The following is a 20,381-nucleotide window of genomic DNA, read 5'->3' as shown; positions in this document are numbered from 1 at the left end:
TAATTGTAGGTGTAAGTAGTGCCGGAAGATCCCTCGTTACGGGTTACGGTTCCTTCTGGAGTGAGGATGTACAATAATTTATTGTCATTGCCGTAGACCATCACACTGCGGTAATAAGTCAAAGAACCGTTCGCGTTCGTCGCGAGTTTTTCGCCCGACGCACTATAAATGTAAGTAATTTTTTGAGTTCCTACAACGATTTTTAGTCATCAAAAACTATCATAAAAGAATAAGCCAGAATGAAATTACATTTTCTGGCTTATTCTTTTTAATCCAATTAATCAAAGAAAAACTTTTCCTTCAAAACTAATGAATCATTGATAAACGTCACTTCCCAGTATTCATCATCAACAAGCATGTGAGGCGCAACTTGTATCTTGGGGTCTGAAATTTGCGCTTTCTTAATTTTTTTGTAGTCATCGTACAACCAAGGAAAATCATCTCGCAACAATTCAATTAAAGTATTTTCAGATAATTTAAAATCAGGTAATGTACTCAAACTGACAATCACATAAACATCATTTAATTTAGTAACAAATGAAGTCTGCTGTGCAAACAAATAAAATAAATCCGGAACACTCGTTATTTTGTATCGGACTGTATTGCTATTAGCAAAATCGACCGAAAGCATTACTAATTTCCGATTTTTTATATTTGAGATATTTGCATGATCACTAAAATCCACAATTTGTTGTGCAAGAGAATCATTATTTAGCAACACAAAATTTCCAGATTTATAAGGATGACAGCTATAAAAAAGGACTATCATCAGAAGTAATATCATCGTACTACTCCTGTTGGCACATATTTTCCTGTTGGCCATACATCATAAATTGTTGAGTTAATAATAATTGTAAAAATCGTCGTTGGATACTGGTTCATAAATCGAATATCTCCATCACTTAGCCTATCTATTGTATAACTACCTGGATGTGTATGAATTACCTCGACAACCATTTGATTATTATAATAAGCTTTGCTATCTCTACCTGTAATAGTAAATGGAAAGTTATGAAGTGTTGCATTGTTATTCGGTAATATCCAATATAATCCATTATTAAGCAATAGAGCGGCATTTTCAGTGAACGGCTTACCATTTTGAAAAGAGTTGTACCATAAAAATTCGGCTACATCCTTCGGATCGGTCAATGTAAATGGTTTGTTAAAACGATATCCCTTTTTCCCAATTTTATCTTTCATGGATCGTTTGGGATTCTGGGATGACTTTTCAACATAATTCGACGGTTTCCCATTATTATTGCCATTTCCACCTCCCCCTCCGCCAACGGGTCCGGGATAACCCGGCCCTCCATCATCACCCATGCCAGTAGGGATGGAACCAGGCCATGTCGGCGTATAGGGCTGATAACCAGGACTAGGTTTATCACCCCCTGAAGTAGTTCCCGTAACAGTGACCTCATCCAAAGTGTAATAATAAATCCAGCCGCCATTTCCATCCGACATCGAATCCTTGGTCGGCTCCAAGCCAAACGGATCGATCAGGTTCATCGGATTGTTCAAGCAATAGTTGTAAGGCGAAACTCCCGGATACTTGAGCGCATAGAGGTCGAGCGTCGTCCACCTGCCGATAATCGCGTCGTACTGGCGCATCCCGAAATCGTACAGTCCAAGCATTTGATTGTTCACTGTGCCGTCCTGCAATTCCTTCCCGCTGAACAAATATTTGTTCTTGTTCAGGTTATTCGTCGAGTGAGCAAGACCGAAAGGATAATAGTCCGTGGACTGAACATTTTGCAAGGTAGTGCCGACTGCCGATAAGACAGCCCGCGTACTTCCCACCTGATCCCGCTTGAAATAATTGTAGGTGTAAATAGTGCCGGAGGATCCCTCGTTACGCGTTACGGTTCCTTCTGGAGTGAGGATGTACAATAACTTATTGTCATTGCCGTAGACCATCACACTGCGGTAATAAGTCAAAGAACCGTTCGCGTTCGTCGCGAGTTTTTCGCCCGACGCACTATAAATGTAAGTAACTTTTTGACTTCCTGCAACGATAAAATAATTGGGGAAAAGAAATTCCATAGTATTCCTTTTCCCCAACTACATTAACCTAACCTACTTTCCCTCAATATAAGTTAGTATGATTAAAATTTATTAATAATTCTTTTACTAACTAATGAATCATGCACAAATTGCAAGTGCCATTCTTCATCATCATAAAGAGAATGTGGTAAAAAAATAGATTTCACCTTTCCGGTATCTTGTTTTTGTTTATCAATGATTTTTTTATAATCAATCCCTATTTGCGGGTATTGATTTATTAAAATTTTGACTACATTCTCAGGTGGCATGCCAACTCCCAAAGATTGAGAAGATGCGCCAACTACATAAATACTGTCTATATTTACCACAAATAGATTTTCATTAGCAAGCAAATAAAAAAGTTCACGGATAGGCCATATTGCATAATTAACGGTGTCCCCATTCATAGCAAAAGTCAACCTGATTAAATTTTTATAGTCAGTATTTTCAATATCTTGATATTTCATGTGATGAGCATAGTCCAAAATATTCTCATGTAACACTTTATTATCAAACGTCAAAGGTAATACTGATAACTCGGTATCATTATTAATCTTGGGAGATGAATATTGGGTTTGTTGATTTTTACAGCATCCCACTAATAAAACCACAGTCAAAATGTTGAAAATTATTTTTGAACATGGCCAATACTGTCGTACGCTCCGTTTTTCCATACCTGATAGATTGTTGAGTTATAAATAGTTTCAAATCGTATCCCGTCCAATTGATTCATTAAATTAATATCTGCAGCACTCACTCCAATACCATAAATCTGCATACTAGGATGCGTATGAATAAAAGCCTCAACTTGTTCCCAAGTTCCACTATAATTAACCACAACATTTCCTCGTTCATCTCGTCCAATCGAAGGAAAATTCAAACCTTCGATTTGAGCGCTATGTGTGGTATTTAGACTATTAGGCAAAATAATAGTTTGCCCATTTTTCAATCGCCATGCACTGTTTTCCAAAAATGGCTGATTATTGTAAAAGGAACGCAACCATAAAAGAATAGATGCCATTTGTTTATTATTAACGACTGTTATGTTGGTCGTTACAGGTTTAGCTCGATATGGAATTTTGACTTTATTGGATGATTTCTTTTTTGATGTCGAGTTTCCATTTCCACCTCCCCCTCCGCCAACGGGTCCGGGATAACCCGGCCCTCCATCATCACCCATGCCAGTAGGGATGGAACCAGGCCATGTCGGCGTATAGGGCTGATAACCAGGACTAGGTTTATCACCCCCTGAAGTAGTTCCCGTAACAGTGACCTCATCCAAAGTGTAATAATAAATCCAGCCGCCATTTCCATCCGACATCGAATCCTTGGTCGGCTCCAAGCCAAACGGATCGATCAGGTTCATCGGATTGTTCAAGCAATAGTTGTAAGGCGAAACTCCCGGATACTTGAGCGCATAGAGGTCGAGCGTCGTCCACCTGCCGATAATTGCGTCGTACTGGCGCATCCCGAAATCGTACAGTCCAAGCATTTGATTGTTCACTGTGCCGTCCTGCAATTCCTTCCCGCTGAACAAATATTTGTTCTTGTTCAGGTTATTCGTCGAGTGAGCAAGACCGAAAGGATAATAGTCCGTGGACTGAACATTTTGCAAGGTAGTGCCGACTGCCGATAAGACAGCCCGCGTACTTCCCACCTGATCCCGCTTGAAATAATTGTAGGTGTAAGTAGTACCGGAGGATCCCTCGTTACGCGTTACGGTTCCTTCAGGAGTGAGGATGTACAATAATTTATTGTCATTGCCGTAGACCATCACACTGCGGTAATAAGTCAAAGAACCGTTCGCGTTCGTCGCGAGTTTTTCGCCCGATGCACTATAAATGTAAGTAACTTTTTGACTTCCTGCAACGATTTGCTCCGGAAAATTCAATAGATTGTAATCGATCGTAACGCCGCGGCGGCCGTCCGAAGTCATGTTGCCATTCCGGTCGTAGCCGTAGCTCACGGCTGCGGAGCCGTTCAGCTTCAGCGATTGCAGGCGGTTGCCGTCGTAGGTCATATCCGACAGCGTGTGCAGCACGGCACCCGAAGCATCCGTACGCTGCAAGCTTTTCAGGTTGCCGTGACGGTCGTAGCTCAGGTTCTGCTCCGCGTAGGCCTCCGAAGCCGTCCATACGCCGGACGACGCGGTCCGGTAGGACGCAGACGCAAGCTGGCCGACCGGGTCGTAGGTGTAGGCATAAGCCCGGTCCGGGGCCTGCCCGCTGCCCCAGCGCAAGGCGGAGATGTTGCCGTCGAGACGGGGTGTCGCACCCGGAAGGTCGCTCTGCTCGTAATCGAGCGCGTAGCTGAACGACGGAGAGCTCGAGCCGGTAACCCGTCCCGTGAGGTCATAAGCGTAGGTTTCGGTTTCGGCGCCGTTATGGATCGACTTCGTCGCCGGATTCCCCAGCGCGTCGTACGTGTACGAGGCGAGCGTCACCGCACCGTTGGCTGCATCGCCGGTAATCTGCTGGCGAATAGAGAGCAGACGTCCGAAATTATCGTACGCAAACCACTTGTTGTACTCGTACTCGGTCTCCCCGACCCGCTGCTTCACCTTGGCCTGCGTAACCGCACCCGTAAAACTGTATACGTTAGAGGTGATCTCCACACCCGACGGATAGAGGTCGGACACGGACTGAATCGTCCGGTAGTCCCTGTCGTAGTAGGTCGCCGTAGTCAGCCACTGGTCCGTACCGGAGCCCAGCACCTTCACCCGGCTGCCCGTGGCAAGCCCCTGCGCCGCAGCAACGCGCACCTGGCCGAGAGCATCGGCTTCGGAGAAGGCGTGCGGATCATTCGCGGCCAACCAGTCGTAATCGTCGTAATAGGTCACGCTCAGGTAGCTGTTCGCGTCCGAGACAAACGGGTAGCAGTCGTTCGTATAGCCGTGGACGGAGGAACCCCGCCGTTCACTGAAAACCGCAACGGTGTCCAGGGCCGCCTTGTGAGAAGAGTAGGTACCCCCCGTGGTAACGCCTGATAGCACAGGACGGTCGAAAACGTCGTACTTCGTGAAACTCCACTGGTTCGACAAGCGCTGGGTGCCGCTCTGGCTCATCGCAAGGCGCCCCCGGCGGTCGTAAACCGAAAGCGTGTAGTCCGCACCCGGACTCTGGCTGCGCGTTACGAGACCGTGCTCGTCGTACTCGCTGTAATAGCAGTACGCGTTGAGTTCCTGCGCCGTTTTCGGACTCGAACAGTCGAAGGTGTCGCCCAGCGGAGGAAGGATGTAACGCTGGCGGCCGAAATCGTCATAGACATAATACGTGATCCGACGGTCGGTAGCCGAAACGCGCACTTCGCTCGCCAGAGTACGCCCTTGCGGATCGGTATACTCGAGCACTTCGCGGCGTTGGGCGTCGGTACCGTCCTTCGCGTTGACCGTACGGCGGACGGAGAGCTGTCCGGCGGGGAACGTCCCCAGGGAGAGCAGGGAACCGTCGGGCAGGACACAATAGCGGACAATAGCATCGGCAGCGGTATTCAGCCTGTACTCGTAGCGCGTGTAATAACCGTCCCCGAGGCGGTGATTCTCGCCGGGTGCGGTCCGGGCGGCCGCTAGCCCCAGGCCCGTGGCATATACCGTACGGCTTTGGGCGTAGGGAGAAACAGCCGCGCCGAATCGACCGGAATAGAATGCCTGCTGGGAGCCGAAGGGGTCAGGATCACTATTCACGCTGCCGGACGAGGTGCGAGCGTAAGGCAGATAACTCACCGAGTCGGAGCGGCCCATACAATCGTACGTAACGAAGCCGATCAGGTCGCCGCCCACAGGAGAAGCGCCCGCCCGGACAGTCTGTACCGGACGGCCCAGGCCGTCCATATAGGTGACCGAAGTGTTGTAACTACTGCCGTCGGCATTGAGGTAACTGCGCTCGGTCACCGTGCCCGGTATTGCAGCGGGCATCGTGTAGGAGGGCTGGACGTAGGTAACGGTACCCGTAAGCTCCTTGCCGGCATCCAGCGGATCGGCATAAGTAAGGACGAAAGTACCCTGCAGCGTAGTGCCGGTATTGTTGGCCGGGAAAGTGACGTTGACCCGCGAGCCTGCGGCCTGAGCCTCAGCTCCGGGGGGAAGGTCCGAAACCCTTTTGTAAGTCAACGTGTAAGCCGTATCCAAATTCAACTCGGCACTGATCATATACTCTCCCCCCGACGCCGATACGGTGAGAGAACTGGGCGTCAGGCTCAACATATACGGCGTCGACTCCTGCAAATAGTCGAAATAGGCCTGTACCGCATGCTCATCGGTACCGTCGGTGTATGTGATCGTCGCACGTCCGTTCAGGGTACGTCCAGTCCCGTTGGGTGAAAACGAAACCGTCAGCAGGCCCGGCGTGCCAGCATGGGCGGTCATGGAAGCCCACTGCGGCAATCCGGTACACTCTTTATAAGACAAGGTGACCGGACCACTTTGGGCGGTGTAGGCTACCTGCAGGTTTTGACTCTCACCGCCGGGAGCTACCGTAATACTCTGCGGCGACACGGCAATGCTGTAATCCAACGGCGCCTGCGTAACCGTAAAGGTAACCGATACCTGAACCGTCTGGTCATAAGGAGTATAATAAGAGACACGGCCTGTAAAACGACGCTGGGCCCAAGTGGTATTGGCTCCGACATGCAACGTCAATGCGCCTCCGGCTCCAGCCGAAAGAGTACATCCCTCCGGCAAGCCCGAACTACCGGCATACACCAGCTGCATACCGGCCGTCTGGTTGGAAAACGAAACGGTAAGCTCTCGATCACCCCCGGCAGCAGCCATCTCAAAATCAGGCGAATCAATCTGCAACGAATAATCCAGAGCGGGCTGCACATAATGCAGGGAAGCGGTAACCGCATGCGCGCTGTTGTTCGGATCGACATAGGTCACGACCATCGTACCGGTACGTTCCGCTCCGGAATCATTGCCCGGCAGCGTCACTTGCAACTGCCCTTGCTGACCCGCCGTGACGCGACTGCCTTCGGGTAAGCCTTCCGTCTTATGATAAATGATCTGCGAGGACTCTATACTGCCGCTGAAGGAGGTATAGCCGAGCTGGAGCGTATAGGTTTTGCTTTCCGCCACGGCATTGAGCTGTACGGGGGAGATGAAACGAATGCTGTAATCCGCCGGTTGCTGGCTGTAAGTGAAAGTACCCTGAACCGAATAATTGGGATCAAGCGGATTGTGATAAGCAACTTGGATAGTGCCCGTACGTTTTTCCCATGTATTGTTGACATCCATATGCAGATTCAGGTTATAGTTTTCCTTGGGGGTAACCGACCACTGCTGAGGCAAGGAAACCCCACCCGGGAAAGACGCAAACATAAACGTCATCTTCACGGGGCCGGTCCGGTGGGCATAACTTACCGCAACTTCGGCATCCCCGCCTCCGGGCTCTACGACAATCTCCTGCAAAGGCAACACGATGTCGTAACCCAACGGAGGCTGGGTAAAGGAAACCGTAGCCGTAACGGGCTGGAAGGCATTCAACGGGTTATCGTAATACACGGTTACGGTGCCGGAACGCTCGGAGACTTCCTCATTGGGTGAAAACTCCAATGCAATGCTACCGTTTGCTCCAGGCGTCAATTTACACCACGCGGGAAGGCCCGTGCATTTTTGATAACCCAATGCAACCGGACCCGGGCGTTCCACGTAAGAAACCGCCAAGGTCGAGGTTCTCCCCGCAGCAGGCACGGTCAGACTGTTTTCCGAAAATTTCACAGCATAACTGGCCGGTGCTTGTGAAAACGCCACAACATCGGAAATGCGTTTGGCGGCATTAACCGGATCTTTGAATGTAAACGTAATATTACCCGATACTGCCGAATTGGCCGTATTCCGTTTAAATGTAACGGTCAGCCTGTTGTCACTTACATAGTAAGATTGCACCTGCCCCTGATCGCCGCTGTAGCCGGTACACTCGAAACCCACGAGCGAATCTATCGAATAGCCGATATCCAGCGTTTTGGTTTCACCGCCTCCGCCCACGTCAATGCTTTTAGGCGTCAGGGTGATCCACGAACTCAGCGACTCCTGGGAGAGGCTGAAAGCGGCGGTAACCGGTTGGGCGCTGTTCAGCGGATTGGCATAGCTGACGACCAAATCGGCGTAGCGGGTATACCCGGTGATGTTCCTGGTCGCGGCCAAAGTCAGCCTGCCTCCGCCGCCGTGCGTAAACGTACACCAATCGGGGACACCGGTACAGCCCCGATATTCCAAATCCATACTCCCGGAACGCTCCGTATACACAACGGACACCGAAACATTACCGCCTTCGGCTGCAATAGCGTATGAACCGGACGAAGCATGAACGGCATAACTCAGCGGTTGCTGCGAAAGCGAGAACGAAGCTGTAACCGGCTGGGAGGCATTGAGCGGATTGACATAGGAAACCGTCACCGAAGCGCTGCGCACAGCGTTCCCCGTGTTAGACTGGCAAACGACCGACAGGGTCCCGTTGGCCCCGGGCGTCAGCGTACACCATGCGGGAAGCCCGGTACAACTTTTATAAGTAAGTGTCACGGGGCCCGTCCGCTCCGTATAAGCTGCGATAAGGGTTTTCGTCTCGCCTTTGGCCGCCATGCTCAGGCTGTTCCCCGGAATAGTGATGTTATAGCTCAGCGGCTGCTGGCTGTAGGTAAACGTAGCCGAAACCGGCTGGCTGCTGTTGAGCGGATTGTTGTAAGAGACCGTTGCAGTGCCGCTGCGTACCGCTGAGGTCGTATTGCCGGGAAACGCCACAGAGAACGTGCCGTTGCTGTTAGCCGTTACCGTCGCGCCAGAGGGTAAACCCGTACAGCCTTTGTAGGTCAGATTCACCGTGCCGGTACGGTCGACATACGCCAAAGAAAGCGTTTTGGTTTCCCCTTTGGCTGTTACGCTCAGGCTGTTCCCCGGAATGGTGATGTTATAGCTCAGCGGCTGCTGGCTATAGGTAAACGTAGCCGAAACCGGCTGGCTGCTGTTGAGCGGATTGTTGTAAGAGACCGTTGCAGTGCCGCTGCGTACCGCTGAGGTCGTATTGCCGGGAAACGCCACAGAGAACGTGCCGTTGCTGTTAGCCGTTACCGTTGCGCCGGAGGGTAAACCCGTACAGCCTTTGTAGGTCAGATTCACCGTGCCGGTACGGTCGACATACGCCAGAGAAAGCGTTTTGGTTTCCCCTTTGGCTGTTACGCTCAGGCTGTTCCCCGGAATGGTGATGTTATAACTCAGCGGCTGCTGGGAGAGAGAGAACGAAGCTGTAACCGGCTGGGAAGCATTCAGCGGATTGTTATACGAAACCGTTACAGTCGCACTTCGCGCGGCATTGCCTGTATTGGCCGGACAAACAAGAGAAAGGGAGCCGTTGGCCCCGGGGGTCAGCGTACACCACGGGGGAAGTCCGGAACTGCTTTTATAGGTCAGCGTGACGGGGTTATCCCGTTCGACATAAGATGCGGTTAAAGTTTTAGTCGTGCCTGCCGCGGGCATCGCAAGGCTGTTCTCCGACAACCTGATCGCATAACTGGCAGGAGCCTGTGAGAAAGACACCGCATCGGAAAGCGTCAGAGCCGAATTCGCAGGATCTTTGAAATTGAATGTAATATTCCCGGAAATAGTCGAGTTGGTTTGGTTCTTTTTGAAATCGACATACAGTTGATTGTTGGCGATACGGTAAGATCGGATCTGTCCCTGTCCCCCGCTGTAACCCAGACACTCGTAGGTAACGGTAGAATCCACCGCATACTGGAGATTAAATGATTTTTCCTCTCCCGCCCCCATGACGGTCACGCTTTCCGGCGTAATGGCAATCCATGAGGGAACGGTCGCCTGGTACATTCTGAAACTTGCCGTAACGGGCTTCGCAGCGTCCCGGGGATTTTGGTACCGGACCGTTACTGTCGCGTTACGGTCCGTGCCCGACGCATTTTTGTCGCACCGAAGCGTCAGCTCCCCGTTCGTGCCGGCCGAGAGCGTACACCCGGCAGGCAATCCCGTCGCTCCCAGATAGGTCAGATTGACCGCCTCCTGCATGTACACATAGGAGACTTTCAGTTTCTGCGTACCTCCATACGGGTCGACCGAGATGTTGGACGGCGCTATCGAAAGCGTATAATCGGGCGTCGCGGCCGGCTGGGTAAATGAAAGCGTACCCCAGACCTGGTTGTTCCAGTTCGCCGGATCCGGATAGTAGACCGTGACGGTGCCCGATACCGGGGTATAGCCCGTGTTCGCTTTGAAGGTGACTGTAAATTGTTTGTTCCAGCCGCCCGTCAGGGAGGCGACCTGGGAAGAGGTGGAAGTATAGCGCGCAAGATCCCACGACATAAGCGAATCGGGAGATATAGTATAGTCTACCGAGCAGGTATATGTACCGCCTCCGAGCGGGACGGAAATCGAACTAGGACTGACTGAAACGTACTGCTGACCATACAGGGACAGGCCGCAGAACAGAAGTAACAGGGATAATATATCTTTTTTCATATCCGTAGCATGTTAAGTTGGGATTATTGGTACTGATACGTCCTAAGCAACCGGCGCTCGTTGTCGCGGATGGCCGAGAGGCGGCCGAGCGCATCGTATTCGTAGTAAGTGGTATTGCCGTTGGGATCGGTCTGAGAGGTCATGCCGATGCCCGGCAGATGGGTATAGGTCGTCATCCGGGCATCCGGCGGGCACACCCTCACCTCGTCGATATAAGCGCCCTCCTCGCCCAACGTGACCTGACCCCAAAGATTCCGGATCTGATCCACTTTGTTCCAGGTCCGGCCTTCATCCCGGCTGATCCAATAACTGAGGTGAAAATCTGTTTGGTAAATACCTTGATACGGCAGTGTGTACACACCTTGATAAGCCTTCCTGCCGGTTTTGGCCAGAGGCAGGATTTTCACCTGCGAGGCCGTGTCCTCTTCGAAACTGGTATAAAAAATCTCTTGCCGAATCGACGGGGTATAATCCTCCGGGGTTTCATAAGTCATTGCATTGCGGACCACGGCTATCGGCAAGCTCTGATCGTAACCGTAGATGTATGCCGATTCGCCTCCCCGCTTATCGGTCGTACAGACGGGATTCAACGCATCGTCAAACGCGAGAACGGTCATCAGCGTGTCATAACGGCTATCCATGTCCAGACCTTCCCCGTGATTGGAATGGACGAATTCATTGTCGGGAATCGGACGGGGCAGCTTCAAGGCGCAGTCGAATTGCTTGCGGAATAGCCTGCCCGAGAATATGTTGCCTTTGACTTTATAAACAGCCATTCGACCTCCGACGATCTGGTCGTTTTTGTAATACAGCACTTCCAGAGATCTGTCCGTCATATGGGCATCCAGCATACCCAACAACATCAGGAACATATTGCCAGAACGAGATGTCGTATCATAATCGCAGGGATATTTGAAAGTCGTCTTGTAGAGATCGTTCCGGGCATCCCTGACATACTCTTCTTTCACATGGAGATAGGTCGTGTCGTACTTATAGGACGTTACCGACGGCAACAAGAAAGGCCCCTGCTCGACAATCACACTATCCAGATAGATGGGTTTGGAAATCCATTTGTAAGTTGCGAAACGCTTGGTAGGCGTACCGAAAATAGGATACTGGCTCTTCTCCATCGTTGCGCACAGGAAACTGGCTTTGGCCGGAGCATCCATGTCGTAACGGTTGGTTTGGCGTGTTTGCAAAGTACCGTCGGCCGAATAAACGCTTTGTTGCAACAGCAGCCCACGCTGCCAAGCGAAAGAGCTGCGGGGTAAATAGGTCCGGGAAGTATATGACGACGGTTCGTGCATCATGCCCGCCACGTACGGCGTATAGATTTCGGGCAGGCTGTCCGGATATTGGGAAAAAGAGGTGTAGCGATAAAGGGTATACGATCCGTCGGGTAAAATCTCTTTGACCAACGGATAGACGACAGAGGAACCGTTCATGTCGAACAGCGTATTAAAACTCATGCCGTTAATCTTGTAAGTGAATGTATTGGCCAGATAGGGACTTTCGGTATCGACCGAAGTGTAATAGGGCACCGAATCGTATACTTCACCTTCCAGGTATTCGTATCGTATGACAGACGGAACGGAAGATTCGGATGCATATTCTTTAATCTTTTTAATGCGGACACCTCCTACGATTTTTCCCGACGGCAACTGGTTCTGTTCATATTCGAACTCTTTTTTACCGCCTCCCTTATATGTAATCGAAGTCAGCATATTGGCGATCATATAAGGCCAGCGGGGCGATCTGTCCGCTCCTTCGATAGCATGTCCCCGAACCGTATGGGCCGGGAACATTTTCCCATTGCCCGTATTGGGCCCGTTGTAATACCCCCAATGATCCATATCCAGGGAGTTGCGGTACGGCAGGTTCTGCTCTGTATTGTAATTGAAATGGCAGATGAGTTCGCTGGCGCCCTGCTCCTCATTGGTTTCCTCGACCTTCCAAAGTTGCAGGGCGGAATTAAGAAAGGTATTGTAAGTCAGCTTGAAAGATTTGACATAACGGTCAGGTTCGGCATACAACTTGATTTCCGTCAGCCGGCGCGTACGGATATCCAGGGCGGCCCGTTGGTCGTCGGAAATAAATTCCAGTTTGCCTGACGGCCATTGGATACTCCGAAGATACCTCGGAGAAATACTGATATCCTGGCTGAAAGAGACATTATCTTCCTCTTTCAGTATACGGGAGAACGGAGACAGGGTTACCTCATAGGTAGCGCACCGGTTGTAAGCCATATAGCTGTATTTGAGGTCGAGTCCGGATATGTAATCGAATTTGATCCAGTCTCCCTGCGGACTGACGATTTGACTGAGACTCCATGCGGTAACCATCGAGGTGTATGTATCCAGGTATGTAAATTCGGTCATGTCAAATACATACCGGTTCCCCTGTTCATCCGTCAGGACAAACTGATAAAAGGGGGCCGTAGGTGAGGAGTTGTAATCTATTTTCAGGTTTTGATAGGGAACGGTGTAAAATTTTTTCTCGGGACTGCATACCATCAAACCGGATTTGCCGGGTATATCGAAATAAAACAGATCGGCTTCGCTGTCGCAATTGTCGATTTTCGCATCGAACAGCGCTTCATTCCACTCTCCGTCGCGAACCAGAGCTCCGTGCCCCGCCCCGAAACCGTATTCATCATATCCGGACCGTACCACCCGGGTAATGGAGCCCGGCACGGATAATCTCCACCCTAGGCCCACCCATGTCGCGCAATCCTGCACTTTAATCCCGGATGCCTGGTAATCGAGTTGGACAGGTATCTGGAAATCCCTCGTCTGGATCGTATATAAAGGGACGCTGATATTGGCCGTCCCGGTATAATGACTGACCGGGATGTTGATGTTGCGAATCTGTGCCGCAACCTCGGGTGACGGCGGAATAAAATTTTGCTGACTGTATCCCGGTACAGCCATTCCGGCAAATAACGCCAGGCAAAGCAGTTCGGGGCGAAATCGTTTCATAATCGGTTGTTTTAGTTAGGTTAGACGAGACAGAAGAATATGCGGTAATGAGTAGCAGCAACACCAAACATTGCGGGGACAGCGTGATTCGGCAAGTATGCTCAAAGTAGGTTACTCGAAGTATCTTAAAGATCGGAAGAGCCAATCAAAGAGATGGATAGGTTACCGGTAACACATCTCCTATCTTTCTCCTTCCCGGACGGAATCCGGGTTTCACCCCCTGCAAGCAACGGTTGCCACGGGACAAATGACGAAACGGGTTCAGGGATTCCGCCGGGAATCAATGTATTCGGGCCGCATCAGGCCATAAACGGACCTTCCAGGCGTATCAGACAAAAAAATGCAGGAACGAGCGATATTGAAAGGAAAGGATGTCCGGGAGCCCGAATCAGCCCCGAATCATCTCTGAATGAGGCCTGAATTGCGGCCGGCCGGTCGTATACGTGGATGGTTTTCCGAGATGATTCGAAGATGCCGGTAGTTCCCGGCACCTTCGTGGCAGGTCATCGGGCCTAATTACTTCCGTTATCGGGCGAAATAGGCGGAAAACGGCAGGAACGGATGAAAACGGTAGTACAGCCAAACTCAATACCCGGATCTCGCATGCTTCGAAGCGCAGCCAGAGGGAACAGGCAGGCAACCTACCGATAACCTATCCGCCTTTTCCATTGCTGATACCGATTTTTGATAACACGCAGATTCAACTCACCCGTTAAGGTTATCGACTATGGAAACTCAATCCGCCAAACGCCTCCCGGCTTTTTCGCTGCCCGAACTGCTCGTCGTGCTGGTCATCATCGGAATTCTGGTGCTGATCGCACTGCCGAACCTGATGCCGCTCATCTCGCGGGCGAAAAGCACCGAAGCGCAGCAGCAGCTCGTATTCCTGCACACACTGCAAAAAAACAACTTCTACACCTACTCGAAATACTCCTCTTCGGTCGAGGAGCTCGGCTTCGAGCAACAGCCGCTCGTGACCGACGGCGGGCACGCCAACTACCGCATCGAGATCATCGAAGCGAGTGAGAAAGGCTTTCGCGCGACGGCAACTGCCGTAGTCGATTTCGACGGCGACGGCGAATACAACGTTTGGGAGATCGACCAGGACAAAAACCTGCGCGAAACGGTCAAGGACTGACCCGGCGAACAATCCTGCATCAACCTTTTTTTATAATCAGAGACCACAGCGGCCGGGAGTGATCCCGGCCCCCGGTCAAACCGAATCTTCCCTGCATCCCTTATGACGTGGCCGCAAATCCTATATCTGCTTCCGGTCGTTCCCGCGACCGTACTGGCCGTCGCCGATCTTCGCCACCGGACTATTCCGATGAACTGGCTCGTCGCATTCGGCTTGTGTGTACCGCTGCCGTCCGTGTTTTTGTCGTCTGCAGGAACGATACTGTACAACATACTGACGAACACGTTGCTGCTGGGCTGGGTCTTCGGCGGAGTGTGGATATACCTGAAGCTACGCTGCCGACGGCCAGGAAACCTCTTCCGGCAATATGTCGGTTCCGGCGATCTGGTATTCGCATTGCTGCTGACACCGTTCGCTCCGTTGCCGCAATATCTGTTGCTGCTGTTGGGGGGATGCATGGGCGGATTGGCATACTGGATTGGGGTTCGGATAGCCGTGCGGTATTCGGCAACGATTCCGCTGGTTACATTCTTCAGCCTCGCTTTTATTGTTTGTACACTATACCGCCTGATAAGATGAATCTTCCCGAACGCATCCCGACCGAAATCGTCCAGTTGTTCACCTCCGCCGAGGCTTGGAGTTACCTGCTCGTGCCTTATGACCGGAAGGGAAACACCGTGGTGTGTGCCGGCGAGCGGGAGCGGGATTACGAGTCGGCAAAACAGGAGATCGAGGTGCTGTCGGGCTTTGCAGTGAAGATCGAACCGGTCGAACCTGAAGAACTGGTCCGACAGCTGAACCGGTACTACCGCAAAGAGGCGACCCGTGCCGCGACGGCCCAATCGGCGGACCTGAGCCGGATCGGCAGCGGGCAGGGATTCCTGACGGAGCTGATCAGCAAGGCGTTCGACGAATATGCGAGCGACATTCATTTCGAACCTTACGAGGAGCGTTGCCGCATCCGGTTGCGCATCGATGGCCGGTTGATCGAAAAGTACGTGCTCGACCGGAACAACTACGCCTCGCTGGTCAATCAGGTCAAGATCATGGCAGGTCTCGACATCTCGGAACGCAGGCTGCCGCAGGACGGGCGTATCCTCTATCACCGCGGCGAACGTAAGTTCGACCTGCGCGTCTCGTCGCTCCCGACGATTTACGGAGAGAAAGTCGTACTGCGTCTGCTGACCCGGCATGCCGAACTGCTGGAACTGGCAAACCTCGGCTTCTCTCCGCGTCAACTGGCGGACTATACGGCGGCTATCGCCCGTCCGCACGGAATGGCGTTGATTACGGGGCCGACCGGTTCAGGCAAAAGTACGACACTCTACGCCACACTCAGGAGGTTGAACCGTGAATCGGGAAATATCCTGACGATTGAGGACCCGGTCGAGTATACGCTCGAGGGCGTGAACCAAGTGCAGCTCAAGGAGGAGATCGGGCTGACGTTCGGCGCCGCACTGCGGACTTTTTTGCGTCAGGACCCCGATATCATCATGCTGGGGGAAATCCGCGACGCCGATACGGCCACCATGGCGATCCGCAGCTCGCTGACGGGACATCTCGTATTCTCGACGATCCACACGAACAGTGCTTGGGGCAGTGTTTCACGCCTGCGGGATATGGGCGTGCACCCATACCTGCTGTCGGGGACGCTGATCCTTTGTGCAGCGCAACGACTCGTCCGCCTGCTGTGTCCCGACTGTAAAAAAGAGACTGAATTGACCGGGCCGGAACGGGAGCAGGTGTATGGCGTACAGGAAGAGCTCCCTGCAGCGAGAAAAGTCGGATGCGATACCGGCGGATACACTGCGGAAGCGTCGGCCTCGGAAGACAACGCGGATGATTGTGCCGGAACCTTTCGCCAAACACACTACCGCCCTGTCGGCTGTGAAAGGTGCTACTACACGGGCTACCGGGGACGTACGGCGATTTACGAAGTGGTCCCGATCGACGAAACGCTGTCCGAGGCGATACGCGAGAGCCGTCCGGACATCGGGCCATTGCTCAGGGAGCGGGGCATTACCACACTGCGGGACTCGGCCCTCGAACTGTTCCGCGCAGGACTGACTTCACTCGAAGAGCTTTTACCACTGCTACGGGAATGATCACTGAGAACGAATACAGACACGAAAATAAATTCCAAACCGGCTGCACAGTACCCGAACAGCTTCTAAACCGCGCTGGAGAACCAGACAAGAGAGATGCACACTTCAAATCACTGCCGATGAAACAACTGTACCTGTTTTTCCTACTACATATACTGCCGTTCGTGCTGACAGGTCCATTCCTGTCGTATGCCGGGCAGCCGACCATTCCGGACAAGGTCGACCGTATCCCCGCGATCCGTGCCCGGCTCGATACGCTGACAGTACGCGACCCGGCTTACCTAGGCGAAGTCGACCTGTCGGTAGGCCAAGCCCCGCTGCCGGAACTGCTTCGCTCGGTCGCCCAGGCGGGAGGCGTAAACCTGAGTGTCCGCGACGGGGCGAATCTGACGGTCAGCTGCAATTTCTCCCGCGCCCGGATCGACGAACTGCTGCTGTTCCTGTGCGAACAGTACGGACTGGACATCCGGGTAATCGGGAATATCGTATCGGTGTTTCCTTTCCAGGCACCTGTCGCCCCGCCGCCCGAGCCGTCGATCCGGTTCGACCGCGCCGACTCGACGCTCAGTTACGACCTGATCGCCGTACCACTGCGGGAAGTAGCCCGGCGCATCACCGACAGCACCGGTATTAACCTGATCGTCCCGCAGGCGCTATATGACCGACCGATATCGGGCTACATCGCGGCGATGCCTTTCGCGGAGGCGCTCGGTTCGCTGGCCGGGATCAACAAACTGGAAATTACTCCCGTGAAAGGCAGCGGGGCATGGATGTTCGCCGAGGCGGTTCCCCTCGGCGGAGGCGCACAGGCTCCCGCACCGAACTATGTCCGCCGCCGGCAGTTCGCTCCCTCCCAGCTCTCAGTCGACAGCACGGGACGCATTACGGCGATGATCGACCGGGGTAACGTCTACGACATTATCCTCGACGTATGCGAACAGCTGAAGCTCGACTATTTCTTCATCACGCCGGTCAATGCGCAAACGAGCATCTACCTAAAAAACACCGACGTAAAGACGCTGTTCGATCTGCTGCTGACGGGCACGGCCTACACCTATTACGAGGAAGGGAGCGTGTATATGTTCGGTGAGGCGAAACACGAGGGATTGTTCTCAACGCGGATCGTCCCGATGCGCTACCGCACGGTGGACAAGCTCCCGGAGGTGATCCCCGACAACCTGAAAAAGGGGGTGCAGATAGCCGCTTTCGGCGACCTGAACAGCATCATCGCCAGCGGCGACCAACGCCAGGTGGCGCGGGTCGAGCAGTTTTTGCGTTCGATCGACAAGACCGTACCGCTGATTACCATCGAGGTGATGATCGTCGACGCGTCGAAAGACGTGCTGCTGGAGGCGGGACTCGGACTCGGGGTGGGCACGAAACCCATACAGACGAGCGGTACGCTCTCCCCGGGCCTCGACATGACGCTCGGGGCGAAGGCCGTCAACAGTCTGGCAAATAAGATAGGTCTCGTAAAGCTCGGCAAGGTAACGCCCAACTTCTATGCGAACCTGAAGGCGATGGAGCAGAGCGGCACGATCGAGCTGCGCTCGACGCCCCGCCTCTCGACCCTGAACGGTCACGAGGCCGTGCTCACCAGCGGCGAGATGCAATATTACAAAGAGACGAACAATACCTACATGGGGACACAGAACCCGGTGCAGTCGACTTCTTACGTATGGAAAAGCGTCGAGGCGAACATGACGCTCACGATCACGCCTTACGTCAGCGAGGATGGACATATCACGATGACGATCGACCTCTCGCAGAGCGAATTCACCGAACGCACCGAGAAGGAGGCTCCGCCGGGAACCACCACGCGCAGCTTCAAATCGATGGTACGGGTACACAACGAAGAGATGGTACTGTTGGGCGGTATCGACCGCCAGTCGCATGAAAAGAGTTCCAAAGGTCTGCCTTTTATCGCCCGCATCCCCGTACTGAAATGGATTTTCGGCACGCACAAGAACAATCGCCAGGAGCGCCGGCTCAATGTATTCATTAAACCGGCCGTGATCGAATAAAGAGTGCGGCGACGCCCCCATGCGCTATATGCCGGCCGGAGAGCACCGAACGAAACCTCTAGTTAAAGAAAAAACGACCGCATAAAAACGAACATGAAAAGAAGTCTGCTGCAACGACTGACGGGCCCGGTAACCGTGCTTCGCATCCGCTTTACCGATACGGCCAACTACTCGATGTCCCTTTTTGTGCTGGACTGCACCGGGGAACAGATACGGGTACTGCACCGGGAAGACGAACCGGATGCCGCAGTCCTGAAAAGAGAGTGCGCGGCCCGGCCCGTACTGGTATCGGTGGCCGGGCACGGCATCATTACCAAACCGGCGGACGGGTCCCCGCTTGTCGAAAAAGTGAAGGCCGATCCCGAAACGTTTGCATGGAGTTTTTCGAACGACGATCTCCCTTCCGGCCCTGACGTTCAAACCCGATCGATCACCTTCGTCCGCCGCGGGCAGGTAGAACCGCTCCTGCTACAACTCGCAGAAAGCGGCATTCCCACGGCCGGAATGCGGTACGACACTCCGGGCGAAGAACCGGAACCGGAAGCGAGCCGGGAAGCCCTGTATTTCTACCGGGCCCGGCTGAAATGGCGTACTGCGGTCCGTCCCACACCCTGGGGCAACATGCTTTGCAAAGCGCTCGCCCGACGTCTACGCCTGCCCGTGCTCGGCCTTATGCTACTCCTGCTCGTAGTGAATGCCCTGGCCTCCGCCTCCCTGGAAGACCGCCGGGCGGAACAGCGAACCGTATTAGCGGCGCGAGAAAAGACACGGGGAGTGTCTCAGGCCCGATCCGAACAACGACGGGCAGCGGTGACCGAATTCTCGCAGCGGTTGGCCTATAGACATGCATGGCTTTTGGACCGGACGGCCTCGCATGTGCCTCGGGAAATCACGCTGACCTCTCTGGCGGTGCAGCCGCTCGTCAAAAGGTTGGAAGACGCGAAGGATCCCGTATTCGCTTCCGAAACGCTCTCGGTCCGGGGCCGCACGGACGACGCGGCAGCCGTGTCCCGCCTGATTGCCGGTCTAAAGTCCGATCCGCCTTTCCGTAAGGCGAAGCTCGAGCAACTGGAACAGAACCGCGAAAGCGGATCGACTGAATTCAAAATTACCATCGCATTATGAAAAAGCTGGGCAAATACGAGGGAATCGTACGGCTCTTCCTGTTATTGATCGTTCTTCCGATCGCCGTGTACCAACTGTCGCTCCGCAGCACGGTCGGCCTGTGGATCGAGGTATGCCGCAGCGAGCGGCGGATTGCCGAATCGCGTACGGACAGCGTATCACTCTCCGCAGCCGGGACCGTCCATTCCATCGTGCCCGATACGACGGACCGGATCGCTGGAGGCGGATTGCTCGACTCGCTGGGGCGTTTTCAGGCAGACGGGAAGATTGCGGTCGTCCGCTATACGCCATACCTGACCCGCGACGGCAATGACTTCGCACTGCGTACAGCCGAGATCGTGCTCTCAGGCACGTTTTCTCCGCTACTAAAAACACTTGACCGGCTTGAGCGAAGCCTGCCGGACGGCCGTTTCCTGTCCACCGAATTCAAAACCGTACGCCGGGGACGGCAGAGCTCCCTGCAACTGACGATTCTAGTCCAACAACTGACCGACAAACCTTAACCGCTAC

At 53.0% G+C, this 20,381-nt stretch carries 11 protein-coding genes; 6 read left to right on the top strand and 5 right to left on the bottom strand.

The window, feature by feature from the left end:
- Nucleotides 1-277: 277 nt before the first annotated feature.
- The 5 genes from NQ495_RS09895 to NQ495_RS09875 all read right to left on the bottom strand — a co-directional run bounded on the left by NQ495_RS09895 (nt 278) and on the right by NQ495_RS09875 (nt 13,479).
- Nucleotides 278-784 (bottom strand): hypothetical protein, encoded by a 507-nt coding sequence (locus NQ495_RS09895; RefSeq protein WP_040294118.1) that lies wholly within the window; start codon nt 782-784, stop codon nt 278-280.
- On the bottom strand, nt 781-2,043 hold the full coding sequence (locus tag NQ495_RS09890) for an RHS repeat-associated core domain-containing protein (RefSeq protein WP_009133090.1): 1,263 nt from the start codon (nt 2,041-2,043) through the stop codon (nt 781-783). The genes NQ495_RS09895 and NQ495_RS09890 overlap by 4 nt, the downstream gene beginning before the upstream one ends.
- A gap of 62 nt (nt 2,044-2,105) precedes the next feature.
- Nucleotides 2,106-2,654, bottom strand: coding sequence for a hypothetical protein (locus NQ495_RS09885; protein WP_147513012.1), 549 nt, complete (start codon nt 2,652-2,654; stop codon nt 2,106-2,108).
- A 17-nt stretch (nt 2,655-2,671) separates the two neighbouring features.
- Nucleotides 2,672-10,345, bottom strand: coding sequence for a BACON domain-containing protein (locus NQ495_RS09880; RefSeq protein WP_259801184.1), 7,674 nt, complete (start codon nt 10,343-10,345; stop codon nt 2,672-2,674).
- A gap of 179 nt (nt 10,346-10,524) precedes the next feature.
- Nucleotides 10,525-13,479: an RHS repeat domain-containing protein gene (locus NQ495_RS09875; RefSeq protein WP_009133086.1), complete on the bottom strand. Its 2,955-nt coding sequence runs from the start codon at nt 13,477-13,479 to the stop codon at nt 10,525-10,527.
- A gap of 727 nt (nt 13,480-14,206) precedes the next feature.
- Between NQ495_RS09875 and NQ495_RS09870 the strand changes: the two genes are divergently transcribed.
- The 6 genes from NQ495_RS09870 (at nt 14,207) to NQ495_RS09845 (ending at nt 20,374) form a co-directional block, all read left to right on the top strand.
- Nucleotides 14,207-14,617 carry a type IV pilin protein gene (locus tag NQ495_RS09870; protein ID WP_009133085.1) on the top strand — a complete coding sequence of 137 codons (411 nt, stop codon included), beginning with the start codon at nt 14,207-14,209 and terminating at the stop codon, nt 14,615-14,617.
- A 102-nt stretch (nt 14,618-14,719) separates the two neighbouring features.
- Nucleotides 14,720-15,196: a hypothetical protein gene (locus NQ495_RS09865; RefSeq protein ID WP_009133084.1), complete on the top strand. Its 477-nt coding sequence runs from the start codon at nt 14,720-14,722 to the stop codon at nt 15,194-15,196.
- Complete coding sequence (locus tag NQ495_RS09860; protein ID WP_009133083.1) at nt 15,193-16,722, top strand: GspE/PulE family protein; 1,530 nt, start codon at nt 15,193-15,195, stop codon at nt 16,720-16,722. The genes NQ495_RS09865 and NQ495_RS09860 overlap by 4 nt, the downstream gene beginning before the upstream one ends.
- 119 nt (nt 16,723-16,841) lie before the next feature.
- A complete protein-coding gene (locus NQ495_RS09855) occupies nt 16,842-18,746 on the top strand; it encodes a type II secretion system protein GspD (RefSeq protein WP_009133082.1) in 1,905 nt (634 codons plus the stop codon).
- A gap of 93 nt (nt 18,747-18,839) precedes the next feature.
- Nucleotides 18,840-19,871, top strand: a complete 1,032-nt coding sequence (locus tag NQ495_RS09850; protein WP_009133081.1) for a PilN domain-containing protein — start codon at nt 18,840-18,842, stop codon at nt 19,869-19,871.
- Nucleotides 19,868-20,374 carry a hypothetical protein gene (locus tag NQ495_RS09845; RefSeq protein WP_009133080.1) on the top strand — a complete coding sequence of 169 codons (507 nt, stop codon included), beginning with the start codon at nt 19,868-19,870 and terminating at the stop codon, nt 20,372-20,374. The genes NQ495_RS09850 and NQ495_RS09845 overlap by 4 nt, the downstream gene beginning before the upstream one ends.
- Nucleotides 20,375-20,381 lie beyond the last annotated feature (7 nt).

Source organism: Alistipes indistinctus YIT 12060, assembly GCF_025144995.1.
GTDB classification, from domain to species: Bacteria; Bacteroidota; Bacteroidia; order Bacteroidales; family Rikenellaceae; genus Alistipes_A; species Alistipes_A indistinctus.
The sequence above is the reverse complement of the archived record's forward strand: the minus strand, read 5'-3'. Positions and strand labels throughout refer to the sequence as shown.